Here is a 21165-nt window from a genome sequence, read left to right as displayed (position 1 = left end):
CAATTGGCTTTAACAGGTAAGTTTATGCTAAATCGTTTACTATGGTTGTCTTTAGGTATTTTGATATTTGTATTTACACTATTTAAATTTTCATATAAAGGGTTTTTATCCTCTAAGAAAAAGAAGAATGTAAAAGAAGATAATGATCTATTAGCAACTACAGAAACAATTAGTGTTGTTCAAGAGTTTAGTGAAAAAGCGCAAAGACAAAATCTATGGTCTTTAAGTAAAATAGAATTTTTATCTATCGTTAAAGAACCTGTATTTCTTGTGTTAATCATAATAGGGGTTATAGTAGCAGGATTTATAACCTATCAAAATAATCAATATAATGGTACGCCGTCATTACCGCTTACTAGGTTTATGGTTGCCTATGTCTCTGGCGGGATAGCTTTATTTTCCACAATTATTCTAATTATTTATTCTGGTGAAGCAGTGCATCGTACAAGAAGTAATAAGACTTTTGAATTTTATGATGCGCTACCGGTAAGTAATACTACACTATATCTTTCAAAGATTATTTCACTTATTGGTGTTGCCGTTTTGTTGACATTAATTAACATACTGGTTGGTATTATGTATCAGACAGGTAATGGTTATTTTGATTATGAATTGGGTATGTATCTTACCTATAATTTTACGACTCTTTTTCCTTTGTATGTTTCTACATTGTTATTGGCATTTTTTATTCATGTACTGGTAAACAATAAGTTTTTAGGTCATTTTATTGTGATTATAATTTATGTAGGTATACCTATTTTGGTGGGTTTAGTGTTAAAAATAAATAACCCACTTTTAGCTTTTGGAGAAACAACACCCGGTTTTATAAGTGATTTAAATGGATTCGGACATTACTTAACTGGTCAATTTTGGTTGAACTTATATTGGGTTCTTTTTACAGGTACATTGGCTGCTATTGGTAGTGTATTCTGGAGTAGAGGGTTTTATTCTTCAGCGAAAGAGCGCTTAAAATTAGCTAAAAGTAGATTTAAGGGTAAAACAGTTGCCTATACTTTATTCTTCTTATTCGCTTTTATTTCTGTAGGTGCTTATAGCTTTTATAATATAAAAGTTCTGAACCATATGGAAGATAGCGATTCTAGTGAGAAGCTTTCTGCTGATGCTGAAAAGGCATATGGTAAGTATATAGATAAGCCCCATATTCAAGTAATCGATTTAAAAGCTGAAATAGATATTTATACAGATACACGTGGTGTAGATGCAAAGGGAGTGTTTACAGTTATTAATCCTTCAGAAGTGCCAATTGACACGGTTTTAATGGAAATTATGTTTCCTACTTATGATACTAAGATTACAAAGGTGGTTTATAATGACCAAGAGTTAAAACCGTTTTTAAGCGATTCATTGTATCGTTTGTTCATTTACAAACTACCAGAATCTTTACAGCCGAAAGACACTGCTAATTTGGTTATTGAAACTAAGGCAAGAACACATGGGTTTGCTATGGATAGGGAAACTGCAGTGTTGAATAATGGTTCTTTCTTTAATGATGCTATTTTTCCAAGCTTTCATTATGATATTGCTTTAACAGAGAATGGTGCTCGTGAAAAATACGGTTTAGAGAAATTAGACTTTCTTTTTCCGCCAAGAACAGATAGCATTGCTTTGAAAAAGAATTTATTTAATGAGGATAGCAATTATATGGATTTTGAAGCAACAATTAGCACATCAAAAGGTCAAACAGCTGTTGCGCCAGGTGTATTAGTTGAGACATGGGATCATGAAGATAGAAGCTATTTTAATTACAAAATGGAAGATAAATCTGATTACTTCTTCAATTTTGTTTCTGCAACTTATGATATTGAAAAAGATGTTTGGATTGCACCTAGTGGAAAGAAAGTTGCTATTGAAGTGTATCACTCTCCGAAACACAAGAAAAACTTAGCTTCATTTATAAAAGGGATTAAAGTTTCGTTAGATTATAATTCTAAAAACTTTTATGAATATCCATATTCTGTAATTAGAATCATTGAGTTTCCGGCACACACGACATTTGCACAATCTTTTGCGACAACGATACCTTACTCAGAAGATTTTGGCTTCGTAGCAGATTTTTCTAACGAAGGAGATTTTAATTATGCTTTCAGGGTAACAGCTCATGAAATTGCACACCAATGGTGGGGTCATATCGTTACGCCAAGTAAAACAAGAGGGGCAAATATTATTTCTGAAACTTTGGCAGAGTATGTTTCATTAATGGCTTTAAAGCATGAATATGGTGAAAATGGTATAAAAGGATTTTTAAAGCCTTCTTTAGATACCTATTTGTCTAGAAGATCATTCAGTTTTAAGCCAGAACGTTCGTTAATGGATGTTGAAACTGGTCAGCACATTTGGTACCAAAAAGGATCCATGATTATGTATGATTTGCAAGATGTCATTGGTGAAGATGTTATAAATGCGGGACTTAAAACATTCTTGAATGAATATAAGTATTTTGAAAAGGGAGTATATGCCACTTCTGAAGATTTCTACAAAGCTATTTATAATGTTACTCCAGATTCCTTAAAATATAAGGTTGACGATGGTTTCAAAGAGATTGTTCTTTATGAAAATCGTGTGATGGATGCTAAAACCAAAAAGCTAGATAATGGCAAATGGGAAACTACATTCACGGTGAATTCTAAGAAAATTTATTATGATGATACGGGTAAAGAGAAATTGATTGATGATAAGAAGAACTTAGTAGATGTAGGTCTCTTTGGAGAAGATATTACCGGTGACGATGGTGTTACTATCAAGAACCCATTTTACTTCGAAATAAAGTGGCTTTCTGCGGGTGATAATACTTTTACTATCGTAACTGATGAAAAACCATTAAAAGCGGGTATAGACCCGTACAATAAATTAATTGATCGTAATTCTGATGATAATTTAGAAACGGTAGAAGAGTAATTTTTTCAATTTAGTTAAGTATAAACCTGTTCGTAAATGGCAATTGTCATAAAACGGACAGGTTTTTACTTTTTTATTGTACTATTTTCGTCGTTTTCATGTTTAATAGAAGTATCAAATCAACCATGTTGTATTGCAAAAATTAAGTGATAATCTAAAATTCAAATATACCTGGCGAAACTACCAGCAGAAGTTTTTAGATGGTTTTCAAGAGCATATAAAAGACGGACATTTACATGTTATTGCACCACCTGGTTCGGGGAAAACTATACTAGGTTTAGAAATTTTAAAACGGATAGGAAAACCTACCTTGGTTTTATCACCAACGTTGACCATTAGAAATCAATGGCGAAGTAGGTTGTTGGAGTTTTTTACGGTTAATGGCAATTTTGATAACTACTCATTAGACATAAAATCTCCTGAACTAATTACTTTTTCAACATATCAATCCTTATTTGCACTTTCTAAATCTTTCGGTGAAAATGGCAAAGAGCAATTATTGGCGTATATAAAAAAACATCAAATTGAAACGTTGGTACTAGATGAAGCACATCATTTAAAGAATGAATGGTGGCATTGTCTGTTTCACTTAAAAGCAATTGAGGGGTTAACCGTAGTATCGCTAACGGCAACGCCACCTTATGATAGTACGGCAACAGAAATTCATCGCTATTTTAGTTTGTGCGGTGCTATAGATGACGAAATCGCTGTTCCTGACCTTATTAAGAACGGAGACCTTTGTCCACATCAAGACTTTATCTACTTCTCAAAACCAGATGAGGCGCAAATTAAATATATTGTCAATTATCGTGAACGGATATTGAATTTTACCAATAACCTTCTTGCAAATATAGATTTACAAGAAAAATTAATTACACAAGATTTCTACGTGAACCCTAAGAAGTCTTTAGATTATATTTATCAATACCCAACTTTTTTCTCCTCGATAATTATTTATCTGAATTCTTGTGGATTTGCCTTAAATGAGATGAATCTTAAAATACTAGGCTTCGCTAATAACGATGTAACCTTTCCAAGTTTCAACTATGAATGGTCAGAAATTTTGTTACAGCATTTATTAGTAGATCAACGAGAAAATTTTATTTCTTTTGAGGATGTTTTAATGCCTTTGGAAAAGGATTTAAAGCGAATTGGTGTGCTTGAGAACAAGCGGGTCAATTTTATTGGTGATGAGGTCTTGTATCGAAATCTATCTAATAGCCCAAGTAAATTAGAAAGTATATTTAAAATTGTCAACCACACAGACCTTAATTTACAAGAAGATGCCCGAACCGTTATTTTAACTGATTTTATTCGAAAAGAATTTTTAAATCTTGAAGGTGACGATACTAAGCTTATAAATAAACTAGGCGTTGTTCCTATTTTAAAATATATACTTGCTAAGCAACCTACCAATGCTTCATTAGCGGTTTTAACGGGTTCTTTAGTAATTGTTAATGAGAATGCCCTATCACATTTAAAGGAATTACTGGTAATAGCGCAACTTGTTGTAAAACCTTTAGAAGGTTCAGCGGGGTATATATTCATTCAAGTTCCTGATGCACTAAAGAATAAAATTGCGGAATCTGTTACCCAGCTTTTTAAGGAGGGAATCATTAAAACACTTATTGGCACAAAAGCTTTCTTAGGTGAAGGTTGGGATGCTCCGTGCATAAATACGTTAATACTCGCTTCTTATGTGGGCTCTTTTGTTTCTTCTAATCAAATGCGAGGTCGTGCTATTAGAGTTGATGCTGATAACCCAAATAAAACCGGTGCCATTTGGCACCTTGCCTGTTTAGACCCAACTGCAATTGATGGTGGTAAAGACATGGAAAAGCTTCAGCAACGTTTTGAGGCTTTTAACGGTGTTTCAATCCGTGATGAAGCTTATATTTCAAATGGAATAGACCGATTGGTATTACCTTTGAACTGGTCAGAAACATTCGATTTATCGGCGATTAATGAAGATATGCTCTCTAGAGCGCAACAAAAATCTGTTTTTACAGAAAGATGGAATGAAGCTATTGCTAATGGAAATGTTTTGGTACGCGAATTAAATATTCCGTTTTCCGAGGCACAGTCTTTTGCCAGACAAAAACAATTAAATGCATTAAATGCAGGCAAGTATGTAATGCTTGAAGTTGTGTTAGGTGTTTCCTTTTTTATTCCTGAATTTTTAATAAAGAATTTTGGTGCGGTTTTGAATAAAGGAATAGTTCAGGTTATTTATTTATTCTGTGCTGCTCTTATTTTTGGCTTTGGTCCTAAAACGTTTAAAGCATTGAAACTCTATTTCTTATTCGGTAATCAATACAAGAAAACTAAGAAAATAGGAAAAGCACTATTACATTATCTGTTGCATGAAAAAACATCAAATTTTGAGTCTAAAAACGCAAAAATTTTTGCAGAACAGAATTTGAAGGGAACTTTTTCTATTTACTTAAAAGAAGCTAGCCAGCATGACTGTAATGTTTTTATTTCTTTGTTAGAGGAAGTGATTGCACCTATTGACAACCCTAGATATTTATTGGTCAATGGTAATTTTATAAAGAGAAGACTCGGTATTAGAAATTATTATGTAGTGCCAAAGGATATTGGAAAGAACAAAATCGAAGCATTAAGGTTCAAGGGATATTGGAACAAACATGTTGATGGTTCTAAAATTTTATTTACACGAACATTAAAGGGTAGAAAAGAGTTGTTGAAGGCTCGTTTTTCCCATCTTAAATATCAATTTGAAGAGGTTTCTAAAAAAACAATTACTTGGAAATAATTACGTGCAATATATTTCTATTTCACCTACTAAATAGCAAACTCCATGTCCAGATATTTTTACTCTATCTCCATGAAATTCACATTCTAATTCGCCACCACGTTCAGATAATTGTTTGGCGGTTAATATTTTCTTACTCAACTTCTCTGACCAATACGGTGTTAAAGTTGTATGCGCAGAACCGGTAACCGGATCTTCTGGAATGCCACATTGTGGCGCAAAAAAACGAGATACAAAATCAACATCGTTTCCCTTAGAAGAAACGATAACTCCTCTACAATCTAATTCATTTAATAAATGAAAATTTGGGGCAATAGCTTCTATTTCAGCCTGAGATTCATAAATAAGCATGTAGTCAGTTTTGCCTTTATAGGTTTCTAAAGGTTGCTTTCCTATTGCTTTTGAAATGTTGAGTTGTTCTGGTACGGTAATTAAATCGTCCGTTGGGAAGTCCATAGTTAATAGTCCCTCTTTATTTTTTTGCACTAATAATTCTCCACTTCTTGGAGAAATAAACCGAAGTGTATTTTCTGTGAAACCGTAGTAGTTAAAGATAACATAGGCGGTTGCCAGGGTTGCATGACCACATAGGTCAACTTCAATTTCTGGTGTAAACCAACGCAATTCATAATGGTCATTTTTATTGACAGCAAAAGCAGTTTCGGCTAAGTTATTTTCTGCCGCTATTGTTTGCATCAATTCAGTATCTAACCAGCTATCAAGAATACAGACTGCTGCCGGGTTCCCACCGTATAATTTAGTTGTAAATGCGTCTATTTGATATATTTTCTGTTGCATGGATAGCTAATATTATTCTATCCCAAATTTACGACTTATCTCATCGGCTTTGGCAATCCACTTTTTTGGAGCATCAAAACGGTATCCTACATAAAATTCTAGAAAACTAATAGAATCATCTAAAATGAAGTTGTCTGCAGAGGTGTGTGTTAGAAGTTGTGTATTAATATTTACGCCACTAAAAAAAGATTCTGAATTATAACCGCCTGTTAATCGAAAAACCAATTGTGCCAATCCGTTAAAGGAAGTTACCCCTTGAGATTTTGATAGATTAAAGCCTAAACCACCAGTTGCACCGGCAGATACAAGATAGTTCTCGTCAAAAACCCAATTGTAATAATACCCAGGACCAATAGCTAGTTTGAAAGAATGTTCCAATTGATTCTCTATGATAGGGTCTTCTAATTTAAACTTGGTGTAATAGTAAGAAATACTAGGGATAAAACTGCCTACACTTTCTTTCTGCCATTCGTTTTGAAACCCGATAGCACGAAAAGAAAAATCTGAATTAAAAATATAACTAGATGTCCCACCTATCTTAAACGTTTTCAAATCATTTATTGGCAAGGTCAGATCTGAGGTACGAATAAAGAACCCCTTCTGTTTATAGATATCTACGGTTTGCATGTATTGACCGAAAAAGGTGCGAATATTAAACGTAATTAACTTAGAGTCGCCGTTATCTTTGTTTTCTGACAAAAAGTTAGGGGCATAACCAAAATCGACTTCTAAAAATCGAAATAAAACGGACAAGCCTAAATAGCTTTTATCGTTAGGTATAAATTCGGTTTTACTACGTGTTATCTTGTCTCTAAGCGTGAAATTATTAGAAGTGGTCTGTAAAGACAGTCTAAGGGTAATCTTATCAGGAAACGCTTCTTTGTAATGAGAGTTTTGGGCAGAACAAAAATGTATTGCGCAAAATATGCACAAAAAAAGAACTGTTCTTATACCCATTGTTTTGGAGCACTTAGAATGTTCAACAACCTTTCTTCTTCACTTCCTTCCTCAGCTTGATGGTCATATACCCATTGCACATGTGGAGGTAGGCTCATTAGAATACTTTCTATTCTTCCGTTGGTCTTTAAACCAAATAAGGTGCCCTTGTCATGAACTAGATTGAATTCTACATATCTACCTCTTCTAATTTCTTGCCAATCCCTTTGTTCCTTACTGTATTCAAGGTCTTTTCTTTTTATAACAATTGGTACATAACTGTTTAAAAAGCTATTGCCAACTTCGGTTACAAAATTATACCAGTCTGGTATACTTGTAGTTTCGGTAGCTTTGCAATAGTCGAAAAATAAACCTCCAATACCACGCGCTTCGTTTCTATGTGTATTCCAGAAATATTCATCGCAGCGTTTTTTATAGGTGCTGTAAAATGTTGGATTATGTTTATCGCAGGCAGATTTGCAGACTTCATGAAAATGTTTGGCGTCTTCATCAAATAAGTAATATGGAGTTAAATCTTGACCTCCTCCAAACCATTGATCTACTATTTCTCCATTTTTTCCATACAATTCAAAATAGCGCCAGTTAGCATGAACCGTAGGTACCATTGGGTTTATTGGGTGAAGCACTAAGCTAAGGCCGCAGGCGAAAAAATTAGCATCTTCAACTTTGAAATAAGCTTTCATGCTATCTGGAAGTTCTCCATGTACACCAGAAATATTAACGCCACCTTTTTCAAAAACGGCACCATTTTCAATAACACGTGTACGGCCGCCACCACCTTCTGGACGCACCCAAATGTCTTCTTTAAAAGTGGCTTTACCATCTATCTCTTCTAATTTTGCGGTAATGGTATCTTGAAGTTTTTCTATATAAGCGTAAAATCTATCTTTCATTCTTTAAAACGTAAAGTTCCATATCTAATGGGTCTTCATTAGGCGGAGTATGTTCTTTCAATAAGGTTTCTTTCCAAATATAACCACAATTTTCTGCTACCTTAATACTGCCAATATTAGATTTATGAACTATGATTCTTAGTTGCTTTAAATGTTGCTCTGTAAATCCCCATTCAGAAATGGCTTTAACGGCTTGTGATGCAAATCCTTTGTTTTTATGTGGATATGCGATGCAGTACGCAAGTTCTGCTTCTTTGGTTATTCTTTTCAGCTCTTTTAGATATACCAAACCAATAATTTTTCTGTGCTCGGGTTCTTTAAGCGTAAATAAATACTCTTTGCCAGACAGAAATTCTGATACCTTATCTAAAACAAAAATGTTTGATAAAGTCGGATTTAGGTTTGCGGCAACGGTCTTTGGAAAGTACCTTTTTATATAATCAGCATTTGCGGAAATAAAATCACACAATCGCCACCCATCTCTTTCAGAGATAGGGTTGATTTCAAAATGTGGCAGTAGAATTGAATTCATAGATTTCCTATAATTTCGGCTACAGTTTAATTCCCGTAATGGAAGGTAATATTAAGCTTGCTTGTATTCCTTTACAGCATCAATAAACGCTTTTGCATTTTCAACTGGTACATTTGGTAATATACCATGCCCTAAATTTACAACATAGCTATCCTTACCAAACTCATTGATCATTTGGTGTACCATCTTCTTAATATCTGAAGGTGGCGATAACAATCGTGCAGGATCAAAATTACCTTGTAACGTAATTTTTCCACCACTTAAGTAACGCGCATTTCTTGCGGAACAGGTCCAATCTACACCTAATGCAGAAGCACCTGATTTTGCCATATCACCTAAAGCGAACCAGCATCCTTTACCGAAAACAATTACAGGGGTTTCATCTTTAAGCGCGTCAATAATTTGTTGAATATACTGCCAAGAGAACTCTTGATAATCGGTAGGAGATAACATACCGCCCCATGAGTCAAATATTTGCACAGCATTGACGCCTGCAGCAACTTTTGCTTTTAAGTATGCAATAGTAGTATCTGTAATTTTTTGCAATAATTCATGTGCAACTACTGGTTGTGTAAAACACAATTCTTTAGCCTTATCAAACGTTTTGCTTCCTTGACCTTGTACGCAGTAGCATAAAATAGTCCAAGGAGAACCTGCAAAACCAATTAAAGGAACTTCATCGTTCAATTTTTCCTTGGTTGCCTTTATAGCTTCCATAACGTAACCTAATGTTTCATGAACATCTGGTACAATTACACTATCTAAATCTTTTTGATTACGAATAGGGTTCGGTAAATACGGACCAAAATTAGGCTTCATTTCTACATGTATGTTCATTGCCTGTGGTATTACCAAGATATCACTGAACAAGATAGCGGCATCCATACCATATCTACGAATAGGTTGTACGGTAATCTCTGATGCCAATTCCGGAGTCTGACATCTGGTGAAGAAGTCATATTTTTCTTTGATTGCCATAAATTCTGGCAAATATCTACCTGCCTGACGCATCATCCACACTGGTGGTCTTTCTACAGTCTCACCTTTTAAGGCTTTTAGAAATAAGTCGTTTTTTAAGCTCATAGTTTATGTTGTTCGTCATTGCGAGGAGCCTTTTCGCTCCGAAGCAATCTGTTTATTTGATGTTCCTAAGAAACAGATTGCTTCGCTATGCTCGCAAAGACGTTATTTTTATTTTTTTTGGCCAACAGCCAAAGGCTAATCTTGATAATCCTCATTAACCAATTCTATAACACTTTCTACAGTTGGTATTTTAGCAACCTTAACTTCCTTGAAATGTTCTCTAGCTACTTTTGCCGTGGTTTCACCAATACAATAAGCAACTTTATTTGTTGGATTCTCTTTTAGATAACTTTCAACATTAGACGGACTATAGAACATGATACCTTTTGTGGATTCTGGTATAGATTTACCAGAAAGTTTTGTTCTATAAGCTTCTATTGCATTTACTGTAATATTGTTCTCTTCTAAAATGCTAGGCAATTCATCTAAACTTAAATTTCCGTGGAAATAAGTAACCTCAGCACCATCAATGAATTCTACCAAGTGGTTTGCTAAATCTTTAGCATTGTTTTCAAAGTGAGTAATTTTCCCAAACTTGTTTTTAATGAATCGGCGGGTTTTTCTGCCAACACAGTAAATGTTTTCAAAGTCCAATTCTGCCGCACTTCTACTAGATAACACGGCCTCTACAGCATTTTTGCTGGTAAAAACAACATTTTTATGCGCCTTCTTAAGAATGATTGGTGAAATACGGTTCGGATTAATTTTTATAAAATCATCTGAATCTGCATTTACAGAAATGTTCAATAGTAATTGTTGTGGCGGAGTCAGCTTTTTAGTAGAAAAGATGTTTATTTCTAAGTTAGCATTAGCCAACTCGGTCATAAGTCTTTTACCGCCTCTTGCTAAAATACTCTTAGCGCAATCAATACCTAAATTTTGATGTTTGCCTAAAGGTGCGGTTAATTCTGCCTCTAACTTTTTACTTCCATCAACATTAAGTAAGACACCTTTAAGGGTAACAATGTTTTCTTTATTGATATACGATAACGCTCCGATCGGTGCGCTACAGCCACCTTCCAATTCTCTAAGAAATTCTCTTTCTAAGGTAACACAGGTATCAGTTTCTTCATGGTTTAATTGGGCACATGCTTCACGGATTTCCTCATCATCCTCCATTGCAACTACCATAATGGCACCTTGGGCGGGAGCAGGTAACATCCAAGTTAAACCAATAGTGTTTTCTGGTTCCAAGCCAATACGTTCTAAACCTACAGCAGCGAAAATAGCACCGTTCCAGTCATTGGTATATAGCTTTTCTAAACGGCTATTAATATTTCCCCTTAAATCAACAACAGTATGTGTTGGGTATCTATTTAACCATTGTGCTTGCCTACGTAAACTACCAGTTGCAATTACAGCGTCACGAGAGCCTAAAAACTCTTCGTTATCATTGAACGCCATAATGTCCATGTAGTTGCCGCGCTTTAAAACAGCGGCCTTTACAATACCTTGTGGTAAAGCAGTAGGTACATCTTTCATAGAGTGTACGGCAATATCAATATCGCCATTGATCATGGCAACATCCAATGTCTTTGTAAAAACACCTGTAACACCTAATTCGTATAGGGGTTTGTCTAAAATTAAGTCGCCAGTAGATTTTACCGGAACTAATTTAACAGTGTGTCCTAAATCTTGAAGTTGTTTTTTAACGGTATTCGCCTGCCATAGCGCTAATTCGCTATCGCGTGTGCCTAATCGTATTACTTTACTCATTTTTCGTCCAATTCTAATTGAAATACTTTTTGGATAAATTCTAAACTTGAATTGGAATCTACCGTGTCATCTTTAAGATGATTTGCAAATTGCTTGGTTATTTTTTGAATGATGCGATTTGTAACCACATCTGCTTGATGCGAATTAAAATCGACCGTTTTTTTGGATTGGTAGTCAAGCTCCTCATCCTTTATAGTCTTCAATTTCTTTTTTAAAGCTTTAATAACAGGAGCAAATTTTCTAGTTTCTAACCATTGGTTAAAATCATTCTTAACTTCTTCGTTTATTGCTTCTGCCTCAGGAATAAATTGTTTTCTACGCTCTAAAGTTTCATCGGTCATTTGAGATAAATGATCTAAATGAATTACCGTAACGTTTTCCATATCTGATATGGATGCGTCTACATTTTTAGGAACCGAAAGGTCTAAAATCAATAACGGTTTGTTCGTATAGATCAATTCTTTGGTAATCGTAGGTTTTTGAGCTCCTGTGGCAACTACCAAAATATCTGAAGTCCTTATTTCTGATTGTAAATCTCCATAATTTTTCACCATAAGGTTAAACTTACCAGCTATTTGCTCGGCTTTTCCTTTGGTTCTATTGATTAGGGTAATATGCGGATTTTTAGTGTGCTTAATTAAATTTTCACACGTATTGCGACCAATTTTTCCTGTTCCGAATAAAAGAATATTCTTCTCCGCTACATTTTCAACATTGCGTAAAATATATTGAACCGATGCAAAAGCTACAGATGTAGCTCCTGATGAAATTTCGGTTTCATTTTTAATACGCTTGCTCGCTTGTATAATACTGTTGCAAAGACGTTCTATAAAAGGATTGGCAATACCCAATTCTTTTGAACGCTTAAAACTCTGTTTTAATTGACTTATAATTTCAAAATCTCCTAGAATCTGACTATCCAATCCTGTTCCTACTCTAAATAGGTGGTTGATAGCTTCTTTATTTTTATATACATATGCAACTTCTTGAAACGCCTCAACGGTTCCGTTAGAATGATCACATAATAATTTGATAAGTTGAAAAGGATGTTGAGCAAAACCGTGCAATTCTGTACGGTTGCAAGTAGACGTAGCCAGCAAACCATCTATACCTTGGTTCTTAGCTTCTACTAAAAGTGAATTTACAGCGACCTCGTCTAAACTGAATTTACCACGAGCCTCAGCATCAGCCTTCTTATAGTTGAGGCCAATGGTGTAAAAGGAGTTGTGTTTAGAAATGTGATAGTCCTTCATAAAGCGGATACAAAAGTATGGGCATACTTTCAATAAAAACAACGCTAGAGGTACAATTAATGTCGTCTGCCGAATTTTTAGACAAAAAATGATATTTATCAGTTAATTAGCTATAATTTTATGGAGCTGTCAGAGAATTTCATGTATTTTATTTAGATGCTTTCTAAATAGATTAAAATAGAATTAATAAAATGGAGGTTAAAAGTAACGCTCAAGGGTCGTATGATGAAGTTTTGATTGAGGACGGATTTTACGTACTCAAATTTCAAAATGAAGAGGATGCTGTAGTACAGTATACACGAGAAATTAATAAACGTTTCATTCAATTTCATTTCTGTTTAAAGGGTAGCGGAACCTATATTTTTAATCAGGGGAATTATAGTTTAGATGTAAAGGAAGAGAATTCTTTATTGTTGTATAACACGCAGTTAGACCTTCCTTTGAATTTAAAACTAGACCCAAAATCATCTTTGGTATCTGTGGTAATGACGTTGCGAAAATTTCATTCCCTATTTACTGCAGAAGCAGATTATATTCCGTTTTTAAGTGCAGATAATACAGAGAAAAAGTACTATGCTCAAGAACCTTTTTCACCTTCAATAGCAGTTATTTTAAGTCAGATTGTCAATTTCAACTTACACCCTTCCATAAAATCTTTATATGTAAAAGGGAAGATTTATGAATTAATAGCATTGTATTTTAATAGAAGCCCCAATGCAGATATTGAGCAATGCCCATATTTGGCAGATGAAGAAAATGTCAAGAAAATAAAAAAAGCAAAAGAAATTATTTTAGCGAATATGGCAGAACCTCCAACGTTAGCAGAATTATCTAGCGAAATAGGATTAAGCTTAAAACGCTTAAAAGAAGGCTTCAAACAGATTTATGGCGATTCGGTGTACAGTTTTTTATTTGATCATAAAATGGATTATGCGAAACGTCTTTTAGAAACCGGTCAGTATAATGTCAATGAAATCGGGCTAAAGGTAGGGTATAGTACCTCAAGTCATTTTATAGCGGCATTCAAGAAAAAGTATAATACTACGCCAAAGAAATATTTATTGGCGCTTGCAGGAAGTTAGAACTTTATAACGGTCTTGCCACCATAATACCCGTATTGCTTTTAATACCTTTTAGGTAATCTGCAAGTGGTAATTTGGAAACCTCAACTTCCATAGATCCGGTTGATGCATGTAATAAATGAATTCTACCATCTTTTTCGCGGGTTGCAATTCCTGTATGGGTAACATCTAGTCCATTTATTGATGTAGCCAAAGCTATTATATCTCCTGACTGAATTAAATGCTCGTTCTCGGCAATTTTACCTTGTGCTAATACACAAATAGCCTGGCTGTTCAAATAATTTTCTGAAGCTTTAATTTTACCATAGTTGACATCATCACTTAAAAATGGATAGAGGTCTCTATGGGTACTCATGAAATTGATGTCTTTGGTAATTTCTGCACCACCAATTTCTCCGGTGATATCTTTAAGAAGTCCTTTCTCTGCATTGTTGGCAATCCATTCAGAAAAGTAATGCAATCTAGAGGCGTATCCATCTAGCTCTCCATTTTTATATCGAACAACTTCTAAGTTTTTTACGAATGCTTCAAAAGAATCATCCTCTTTTCTTAGCAGCTTTGAGAATGCCAGTACATTTTCTACAAAGGTTGTGCAATCTAAACCCTGAAGGTTTACTACAAGAGTTTCGGTATCACCAATTTCCAACGTTTTGGCTACATATGGCATTTTCATGAAAGTTTTACCAACATTAACCATGGTTTCTCCGAAGTTGTCGTGATACATTCCGTCAATTTCTAAAAGCTTGTTTTCAACAGCTGCTTTGTCTTTTGGTGAGCAGGTAATTTGTTGGGAATAGCTAAAAGAAAGGAACCCCAAAAGAAAGAAGAATGTTAATATCTGTTTCATTTTGCTAAATTATGAATTGTTACTTTCATCCGAAGATTTTTCCAATAAAACCCTATTCCGAGCTATACTCTCTGGGTAGTTTTGTTGCAAGAAAGTGATTAATTTTTCACGTACAAGAACACGTAGATCCCATGCGGTAGGCGAATCTTTGGCACTCATTAAAGCTCTTATTTCTACACTGTTTTGTTTACTTTCAGTTACTTGCAAAACATTTACCTCTTTGTCCCAAAGGTCTGTACTTTCCAATATTTTGGTTAATTCTTCACGAATAGCATCAAAGGGTATATTGTAATCGGTGTAAAGAAAAACGGTCCCTAAAATATCTGAAGAAGTCTTGGTCCAATTTTGAAAGGGTTTTTCAATAAAATAGGGGGTAGGGACAATCAATCTACGTTTGTCCCAAATTTTTACGACAACATAGGTCAGGGTTATTTCTTCAATTCTGCCCCATTCTCCTTCAACAATTACAACATCATCAATTTTAATAGGCTGTGCTATGGCAATTTGTATACCTGCTAACACTGTCCCTATCATTTTTTGGGCAGAGAAACCAATGATAATTCCTGCAACACCTGCAGAGGCAAAAATACTTACACCTAGCTCTCGTATACTTTCAAAACTCATTAATACTGCACCAATGGCTAATAGAACAATGACAAACATGAAAATGCGTTCCAGAATATTGAACTGTGTATATATTTTTCTTGCTTTTAAATTGTTTTCCACATGAACATCATAATTGCTAACGATAATTTTTTTGATGATTTTCAAAAGATTCAACATTAGCCAAGTAACCGAGAAAATAAATAGAATGGTACTTGTCTTTTTAAAGAAGTATTGGTGTTCGTTAAGATTTAATATGGTGCGTAATGCTTCAGAACGAATGAGTATTGAGATAAAAACGAAAAATATAGGCCAACTCAGTTTTCTGAAAGTGCCTTCTGGCAATAAGTATTTAGGGTCCCTGCCAAATTTTCTAAGAAAGTAGGATATGAGCCAATACGCAAATAGGATGGCTATGAGGGAAACTAGAAAGAGATAAAGTTCACTTCTGGGGACGGTATCAAAAAATGTATTCATTTAAATTATGTTGTGGTTTTTGATCTACTACAACTTACTAAAATTAAATAGGACTAAAAATTTATTGGTCAGTTATTAGATTGCTTTATGAGAGTATAGAAAAACTATTGCCTAAAATTAAAATTTCATCGATTTGCATGTGTTATTTTTGCAATCGAATAACAAACATATACGCTATGAAAGGAGTATTATTGGTCAATTTGGGTTCGCCAGAGAGTCCTACCGCAAAAGATGTTAAGCCGTATTTAGATGAATTTCTAATGGATGAGCGCGTAATTGACGCTCCTAAATGGTTAAGAACTATACTTGTAAGAGGAATAATTTTACAGACTAGACCAAAAAAATCTGCAGAAGCATATGCTAAAATATGGTGGGAAGAAGGTTCGCCGTTAGTTGTTATTTCTGAACGTTTCTCCAATAAATTAAAAACACAGACTGAAATGCCTGTGGCTTTAGGTATGCGTTATGGCACCATGTCTATTAAAAAGGCCATGCAAGAGTTGAAAGATAAGGGAGTTGATGATGTGTTATTGGTACCACTATACCCACACTACGCAATGTCTAGTTTTGAAACTGTAGTAGTAAAGGTTTTGGAAGAACAAGAGGCTGGTTTTCCAGAAATGAAAATTACCACATTACCTGCTTTTTATAAGCATCCGGAATTTATTAAAGCCCTCTCTGAAAGTATTAAGGACGGATTAGAAGGGTTTGATTATGATCATATTTTGTTTTCATACCACGGTATTCCTGAGCGTCATATCCGTAAAAGTGATCCTACCAGTTTCCATTGTAAAATTGATGGCACTTGTTGTAACGTAAATTCTGTTGCGCATAATACGTGTTATAGACATCAAGTATATGATACAACAGAAATGGTAAAAGCATATTTGGGATTAAAGGAAGAGCAAGTGAGTTCTTCGTTTCAATCGCGTTTGGCCGGTGATCCATGGTTGAAACCATATACCGATTATGAGTTTGAACGATTAGCAAAAGAAGGTAAGAAAAAACTAGCTGTTATTACTCCTGCCTTCGTAAGTGATTGTTTAGAAACCTTGGAGGAAATTGCTATGGAGGGTAAAGAACAGTTTATGGAAGCCGGTGGTGAAGATTATAAGCATATTCCTTGTATGAATGATAATGATGCTTGGGTTAATGTAATGGCTAAATGGGTGAATGACTGGCAAGCAACTGATAAACTAGATGTAGTACCAAGCACCTAGTAAAATGAAATTCTAAGAAAATCACTGCTATGAAAATCGAAGAAATAGAAATTATATTACAACCGTTAAGAGAAAAATTAAGAAATCATGCGCTTTATGCGGAGTTGAAATCAGTATCTGATATCCAGATATTCATGGAGAGTCATGTGTATGCCGTATGGGATTTTATGTCGCTTTTAAAGGCATTGCAAATTAACTTGACCTGTACTTCATTGCCGTGGAAACCGGTAATCAACACAAATACCGCTCGGTTTATTAATGAGATAGTTTTGGAAGAAGAAACTGATGTTAATGAGCTTGGAGTTTTAAAAAGTCACTACGAAATGTATTTGGACGCTATGGTTGAAGTAGGTGCAGATACTACTAAAATATCAGAATTTCTCAATAACATTGATCAGTTGGATAGTGTTTTGAAAACAATTCAAAATTCTGATTTAAACGCTGCCGTTAAATCCTTCTTGAGCTTCACTTTTGAAATGATTAATACGCAACAACCACATAAAATTGCCGCTGCCTTCACTTTTGGTAGGGAAGAGTTAATACCAGATATGTTCTTGAAGATTGTAGAAAGTGCAGGTAAAGATGCATATCCTAAACTTGAATATTATTTAAGAAGGCATATAGAGTTAGATGGTGATGAACATGGTCCGCTTTCCATTAAAATGATACAGGAGTTGTGTGGTGATGATGAGGTTAAGTGGCATGAAGTTCTAGAATGTTCAGAAAATGCATTACAACAACGCATCAATTTATGGAATCATATTGCAGAAGCTATTCAAGAACATCAACAAATTACAGCCTAATTTGCGATGGTGTTTTAAACAAAATCAGTAATCAATAAATTCAACAAATAATGGCAAACGTTTCCGCAGAACAACTGGGTACGGAATCAATTTCGAGTTTGCTCATTAAACAAGCAGTACCCGCTAGTATAGGCATTTTGGTAATGTCGTTGAATGTTTTGGTAGATTCTATTTTTGTAGGTAATTGGATAGGGTCAATTGCAATTGCGGCAATCAATGTTGTTCTTCCAATTTCTTTCTTTATTGGTGCTTTAGGTATGGCTATTGGTATTGGTGGAGCCAGTATTATATCTCGTGCTTTGGGTGCGGATAATAAAGAGAAGGCATTGCGCACTTTTGGCAATCAAATATCCTTTACCATTTTGATTACCACCATTATGGTTACAGTGGGTCTTACATTTGTAGATACACTAATTCCTGCATTTGGTGGCAAAGGTTCTATTTTCGAATTTGCTAAAATCTATTATGTTATCGTTCTATATGGTGTGCCTTTTTTGGCACTTAATATGATGGGTAATACGGTTATACGGGCAGAGGGCAAACCTAAATTTGCCATGATTGCCATGATAATTCCGTCCATAGGAAATCTTGTATTAGATTATCTATTTATTAATGTACTTGATTATGGAATGGAAGGTGCTGCTTGGGCTACTACTATTAGTTACTTTCTTTGCTTTAGTTATATCCTATATTTCTTTCTGTCAAAGCATTCAGAACTAAAACTGAATCTACAGTATTTTAGAATTGATTTTTCCATTTTAAAAGAAATTAGTTCCCTTGGATTTGTGACCCTTTCTAGGCAGGCGGTTGTAAGTATTATTTATTTGTTGATGAATAATATTCTCTTTGATTTGGGTGGCGAGGCAATGGTAGCGGTATATGCTATAATTGGAAGAATGCTAATGTTTGCACTGTTTCCGGTGTTTGGTGTTACACAAGGTTTTTTGCCAATTGCAGGATTTAATTACGGTGCGGGCAAATATGATAGGGTAAAAGAGTCAATTTATACAGTCATAAAATTTGCGGCTATATTAGCAACTATAGTTTTCACCGGACTCATGATTTTTCCAGCAGAAATTGCAGGGCTCTTTTTAAGCCAAAAGGCAGACATGAGCGATTTGGAAATAGCAACAAACGCTTTTGTTCTTGAAAACACACCTTCTGCCATGCGTTGGGTGTTTGCCGCTACACCAATTATAGCACTACAACTTATTGGTGCTGCCTATTTTCAAGCAATTGGTAAGGCTGTACCGGCATTACTATTAACGCTATGCCGACAAGGTTTTTTCTTTATCCCATTAATTCTAATCTTGCCGAATTATTTGGGAGAGTTAGGTGTTTGGATCTCTTTTCCTATTGCAGATGTGCTTGCTACAATAGTAACTGGTTACTTTTTGCGAAAAGAAATCAATACCAATTTGCTTAAATCCACATAAAAAGCAAACCTAAGTGGACATTTATCGTAGATAGCTTTAGAAATACTAAAGAATACTATCATGAATTTTATTTTGTCACAATTAATCACTGCTGCCATTTTCTTATTGATATGGAAACTTAAAGAATTGGTTAATAATCAAAATGTATATGTCGAACTACTAAGGGAAGAGTCCCCTAGCAATTCAAAATTTAAATAATGTGATTAGTTTGCTGGTTTAGCATGCAGCAACTCCATACCGGTTGAAGATCTAGGTTTAAAACCCGTCCAGTCTTTGTCATTAGAATTTTCTTGAATATCTAAGAACTTGGCATTATCTTGATTTTTAAGGTGTTTACCTATAAATGCAGTTACAAAATGTTGATTTACATTGTTTAGCTTACGCTGGTCCCATGAAGGTTCTGCATATCTATAGTATTCATCTATATGTAAACTTGGTGCCAATGCTTCTACTGGTGGAGGATTTGGAGCAACGTTATGTCTTGCATTTTTATAAGTCAATAAATAACGATCTGCATTTACAGCACCTTCGTAAATTGCTTTGATACCTTTTTCATAACCAGATATATCATCTTGATTTCCTGCAATAAAGAATGTGGGTGTTTTTAACCCTTTTAATCCTTCTACATCCCAAACACCACGTTCCATTCCCCATGGGGCAAAAGCTACGATGGCTTTAATTCTAGAATCAGCCTTTTTTTCGTATTCTGCGTTACCTGCTGTATTTATCGTGATTGCAGTACTGCCACCTGTCATGCCTGTAAAAAACTGAGCTAAACCTTGACTATATCCTGCTCCGCCAACATTTAAAACTCCGTAACCACCCATAGAATACCCTATAATCGCCGTGTTATTGGCATCTACAAGTCCCGCTATTTTATTTTTGGAGCCTTTTGCTCCTAATTTTTCCATTTCGTTAATTACGAAGCGAATATCTTTTGATCTATTTAAAAGGGTGCTTTGAAATGCGTTGGCATCTTTAAATGTTGAATCTGTATGGTCAATTGCTGCTACAATATATCCTTTAGATGCCAAATTTTCGGTCAGGTAGGTCATCAAATATCTTGAGCCAACATATCCGTGAGATACTACAACCAATGGAAATTTGCTTCCTTTTAAAGCTTCGGCATCTCTATATGCTCGTCCTTTAAAAGTAAATGGTGTTATGGGCCGCAATGTGTCGCCTGCTGTTCCCATTACTTCGTTGTAGATTACCGTTTTTGCGTTATTATCTACACTGGCAGGATACCAGATTTCTATAGTTATCGGTCTGTCGTAGCTAGGGTCTTTACCATCTTTAGATTTTAAAATATCGACTTGGTTTGTATTGATAAGGTTTACTGTTTGTACGCCCACAGCATATTCTCCTTTTTTACTTAATTCAGGCGCATCAGGTAACGCATCGCCATACAAAAAGTCTTTAGTTTGGGCGTTAATTGAAGTAAGAGCAAGTCCGTTAAAAAGAAAGGCTAATAAGAATAAGGAAAATAATAGCGGTCTAATTTTCATAATTGTTAGTTTGTTTCCTTAAATATAGGAATACTTTAAATATCGAATATCTTTTTTTCATTTTGTTGAACTTAACTGTTTTGGTTAAAAGTGCTTTTAATTACACTTGACTATCACAAGAGGTTGAATGTGTAATTGATTTAATCATATATCAGAATTTCAAAAACAGCTTTTGATAATTAATAACTAAAAGAATACTTAAATTGATGATTTGATAAATATGATTCTATACCACTCCCAATAAAATCTTAAAATCAACATTTTT

General features: G+C 34.7%; 16 protein-coding genes. 6 read left to right on the top strand and 10 right to left on the bottom strand.

Translation table 11 applies throughout. From position 1 onward, the window contains the following. The first annotated feature begins 24 nt into the window (after window positions 1-24). Together P178_RS21560 and P178_RS0105975 are read left to right on the top strand one after the other, a co-directional pair. The gene (locus P178_RS21560; RefSeq protein WP_231500508.1) at window positions 25-2916 is read left to right on the top strand and encodes an ABC transporter permease/M1 family aminopeptidase; all 2892 of its coding nucleotides are present in this window, start codon (window positions 25-27) and stop codon (window positions 2914-2916) included. Window positions 2917-3049: 133 nt separating this feature from the next. Then, entirely contained in the window at window positions 3050-5692 is a 2643-nt protein-coding gene (locus P178_RS0105975) for a DEAD/DEAH box helicase family protein (protein ID WP_027065360.1), read from the top strand. Here P178_RS0105975 and P178_RS0105970 read toward each other — a convergent pair whose 3' ends face one another. The 7 genes from P178_RS0105970 to hemA all read right to left on the bottom strand — a co-directional run bounded on the left by P178_RS0105970 (window position 5693) and on the right by hemA (window position 12924). After that, window positions 5693-6490: a PhzF family phenazine biosynthesis protein gene (locus P178_RS0105970; protein ID WP_027065359.1), complete on the bottom strand. Its 798-nt coding sequence runs from the start codon at window positions 6488-6490 to the stop codon at window positions 5693-5695. 12 nt (window positions 6491-6502) lie between these two features. Beyond that, window positions 6503-7447 carry a DUF4421 family protein gene (locus tag P178_RS0105965; RefSeq protein WP_027065358.1) on the bottom strand — a complete coding sequence of 315 codons (945 nt, stop codon included), beginning with the start codon at window positions 7445-7447 and terminating at the stop codon, window positions 6503-6505. Then, entirely contained in the window at window positions 7438-8340 is a 903-nt protein-coding gene (gene hemF / locus P178_RS0105960) for an oxygen-dependent coproporphyrinogen oxidase (protein ID WP_027065357.1), read from the bottom strand. Before hemF ends, P178_RS0105965 begins: the two co-directional genes overlap by 10 nt. Next, entirely contained in the window at window positions 8330-8872 is a 543-nt protein-coding gene (locus tag P178_RS0105955; RefSeq protein ID WP_027065356.1) for a GNAT family N-acetyltransferase, read from the bottom strand. Before P178_RS0105955 ends, hemF begins: the two co-directional genes overlap by 11 nt. A 51-nt stretch (window positions 8873-8923) precedes the next feature. Further along, on the bottom strand, window positions 8924-9955 hold the full coding sequence (gene hemE / locus P178_RS0105950) for a uroporphyrinogen decarboxylase (protein ID WP_027065355.1): 1032 nt from the start codon (window positions 9953-9955) through the stop codon (window positions 8924-8926). Between the two features lie 135 nt (window positions 9956-10090). Continuing rightward, window positions 10091-11671 carry a hydroxymethylbilane synthase gene (gene hemC, locus P178_RS0105945; protein ID WP_027065354.1) on the bottom strand — a complete coding sequence of 527 codons (1581 nt, stop codon included), beginning with the start codon at window positions 11669-11671 and terminating at the stop codon, window positions 10091-10093. Further along, on the bottom strand, window positions 11668-12924 hold the full coding sequence (hemA, locus tag P178_RS0105940; protein ID WP_027065353.1) for a glutamyl-tRNA reductase: 1257 nt from the start codon (window positions 12922-12924) through the stop codon (window positions 11668-11670). The genes hemC and hemA overlap by 4 nt, the downstream gene beginning before the upstream one ends. Window positions 12925-13115: 191 nt before the next feature. Here hemA and P178_RS0105935 point away from each other — a divergent pair, with 191 nt between their 5' ends. Then, window positions 13116-14006: an AraC family transcriptional regulator gene (locus P178_RS0105935; protein ID WP_027065352.1), complete on the top strand. Its 891-nt coding sequence runs from the start codon at window positions 13116-13118 to the stop codon at window positions 14004-14006. Window positions 14007-14010: 4 nt separating this feature from the next. Here P178_RS0105935 and P178_RS0105930 read toward each other — a convergent pair whose 3' ends face one another. Together P178_RS0105930 and P178_RS0105925 are read right to left on the bottom strand one after the other, a co-directional pair. Further along, entirely contained in the window at window positions 14011-14853 is an 843-nt protein-coding gene (locus P178_RS0105930) for an N-acetylmuramoyl-L-alanine amidase-like domain-containing protein (protein ID WP_027065351.1), read from the bottom strand. A 9-nt stretch (window positions 14854-14862) separates the two neighbouring features. Next, window positions 14863-15933: a mechanosensitive ion channel family protein gene (locus P178_RS0105925; RefSeq protein ID WP_027065350.1), complete on the bottom strand. Its 1071-nt coding sequence runs from the start codon at window positions 15931-15933 to the stop codon at window positions 14863-14865. A 176-nt stretch (window positions 15934-16109) separates the two neighbouring features. Here P178_RS0105925 and hemH point away from each other — a divergent pair, with 176 nt between their 5' ends. From hemH to P178_RS0105910, 3 genes are read left to right on the top strand one after another with little or no spacing between them, the layout of a single operon-like run. Continuing rightward, window positions 16110-17153 (top strand): ferrochelatase, encoded by a 1044-nt coding sequence (gene hemH, locus P178_RS0105920; RefSeq protein WP_027065349.1) that lies wholly within the window; start codon window positions 16110-16112, stop codon window positions 17151-17153. Window positions 17154-17182: 29 nt separating this feature from the next. Further along, a complete protein-coding gene (locus P178_RS0105915) occupies window positions 17183-17956 on the top strand; it encodes a DUF3050 domain-containing protein (protein ID WP_036145794.1) in 774 nt (257 codons plus the stop codon). A 50-nt stretch (window positions 17957-18006) separates the two neighbouring features. Beyond that, window positions 18007-19392 (top strand): MATE family efflux transporter, encoded by a 1386-nt coding sequence (locus P178_RS0105910; protein ID WP_027065347.1) that lies wholly within the window; start codon window positions 18007-18009, stop codon window positions 19390-19392. 203 nt (window positions 19393-19595) lie between these two features. Here the strand turns inward: P178_RS0105910 and P178_RS0105905 are convergent, their stop codons facing one another. Next, window positions 19596-20900 (bottom strand): alpha/beta hydrolase family protein, encoded by a 1305-nt coding sequence (locus tag P178_RS0105905; RefSeq protein ID WP_027065346.1) that lies wholly within the window; start codon window positions 20898-20900, stop codon window positions 19596-19598. Window positions 20901-21165: the final 265 nt, after the last annotated feature.

The organism is Maribacter sp. Hel_I_7, from assembly GCF_000688315.1.
GTDB classification, from domain to species: Bacteria; Bacteroidota; Bacteroidia; order Flavobacteriales; family Flavobacteriaceae; genus Maribacter; species Maribacter stanieri.
This window is presented reverse-complemented; position numbering and strand designations above follow the sequence as displayed.

Coding starts and splice junctions, on each gene's coding strand:
- P178_RS21560 (WP_231500508.1), top strand. CDS start 25: ATGCTAAATCGTTTACTATGGTTGTCTTTAGGTATTTTGATATTTGTA.
- P178_RS0105970 (WP_027065359.1), bottom strand. CDS start 6,490: ATGCAACAGAAAATATATCAAATAGACGCATTTACAACTAAATTATAC.
- P178_RS0105965 (WP_027065358.1), bottom strand. CDS start 7,447: ATGGGTATAAGAACAGTTCTTTTTTTGTGCATATTTTGCGCAATACAT.
- hemF (WP_027065357.1), bottom strand. CDS start 8,340: ATGAAAGATAGATTTTACGCTTATATAGAAAAACTTCAAGATACCATT.
- P178_RS0105955 (WP_027065356.1), bottom strand. CDS start 8,872: ATGAATTCAATTCTACTGCCACATTTTGAAATCAACCCTATCTCTGAA.
- hemE (WP_027065355.1), bottom strand. CDS start 9,955: ATGAGCTTAAAAAACGACTTATTTCTAAAAGCCTTAAAAGGTGAGACT.
- hemC (WP_027065354.1), bottom strand. CDS start 11,671: ATGAGTAAAGTAATACGATTAGGCACACGCGATAGCGAATTAGCGCTA.
- hemA (WP_027065353.1), bottom strand. CDS start 12,924: ATGAAGGACTATCACATTTCTAAACACAACTCCTTTTACACCATTGGC.
- P178_RS0105935 (WP_027065352.1), top strand. CDS start 13,116: ATGGAGGTTAAAAGTAACGCTCAAGGGTCGTATGATGAAGTTTTGATT.
- P178_RS0105930 (WP_027065351.1), bottom strand. CDS start 14,853: ATGAAACAGATATTAACATTCTTCTTTCTTTTGGGGTTCCTTTCTTTT.
- P178_RS0105925 (WP_027065350.1), bottom strand. CDS start 15,933: ATGAATACATTTTTTGATACCGTCCCCAGAAGTGAACTTTATCTCTTT.
- hemH (WP_027065349.1), top strand. CDS start 16,110: ATGAAAGGAGTATTATTGGTCAATTTGGGTTCGCCAGAGAGTCCTACC.
- P178_RS0105915 (WP_036145794.1), top strand. CDS start 17,183: ATGAAAATCGAAGAAATAGAAATTATATTACAACCGTTAAGAGAAAAA.
- P178_RS0105910 (WP_027065347.1), top strand. CDS start 18,007: ATGGCAAACGTTTCCGCAGAACAACTGGGTACGGAATCAATTTCGAGT.
- P178_RS0105905 (WP_027065346.1), bottom strand. CDS start 20,900: ATGAAAATTAGACCGCTATTATTTTCCTTATTCTTATTAGCCTTTCTT.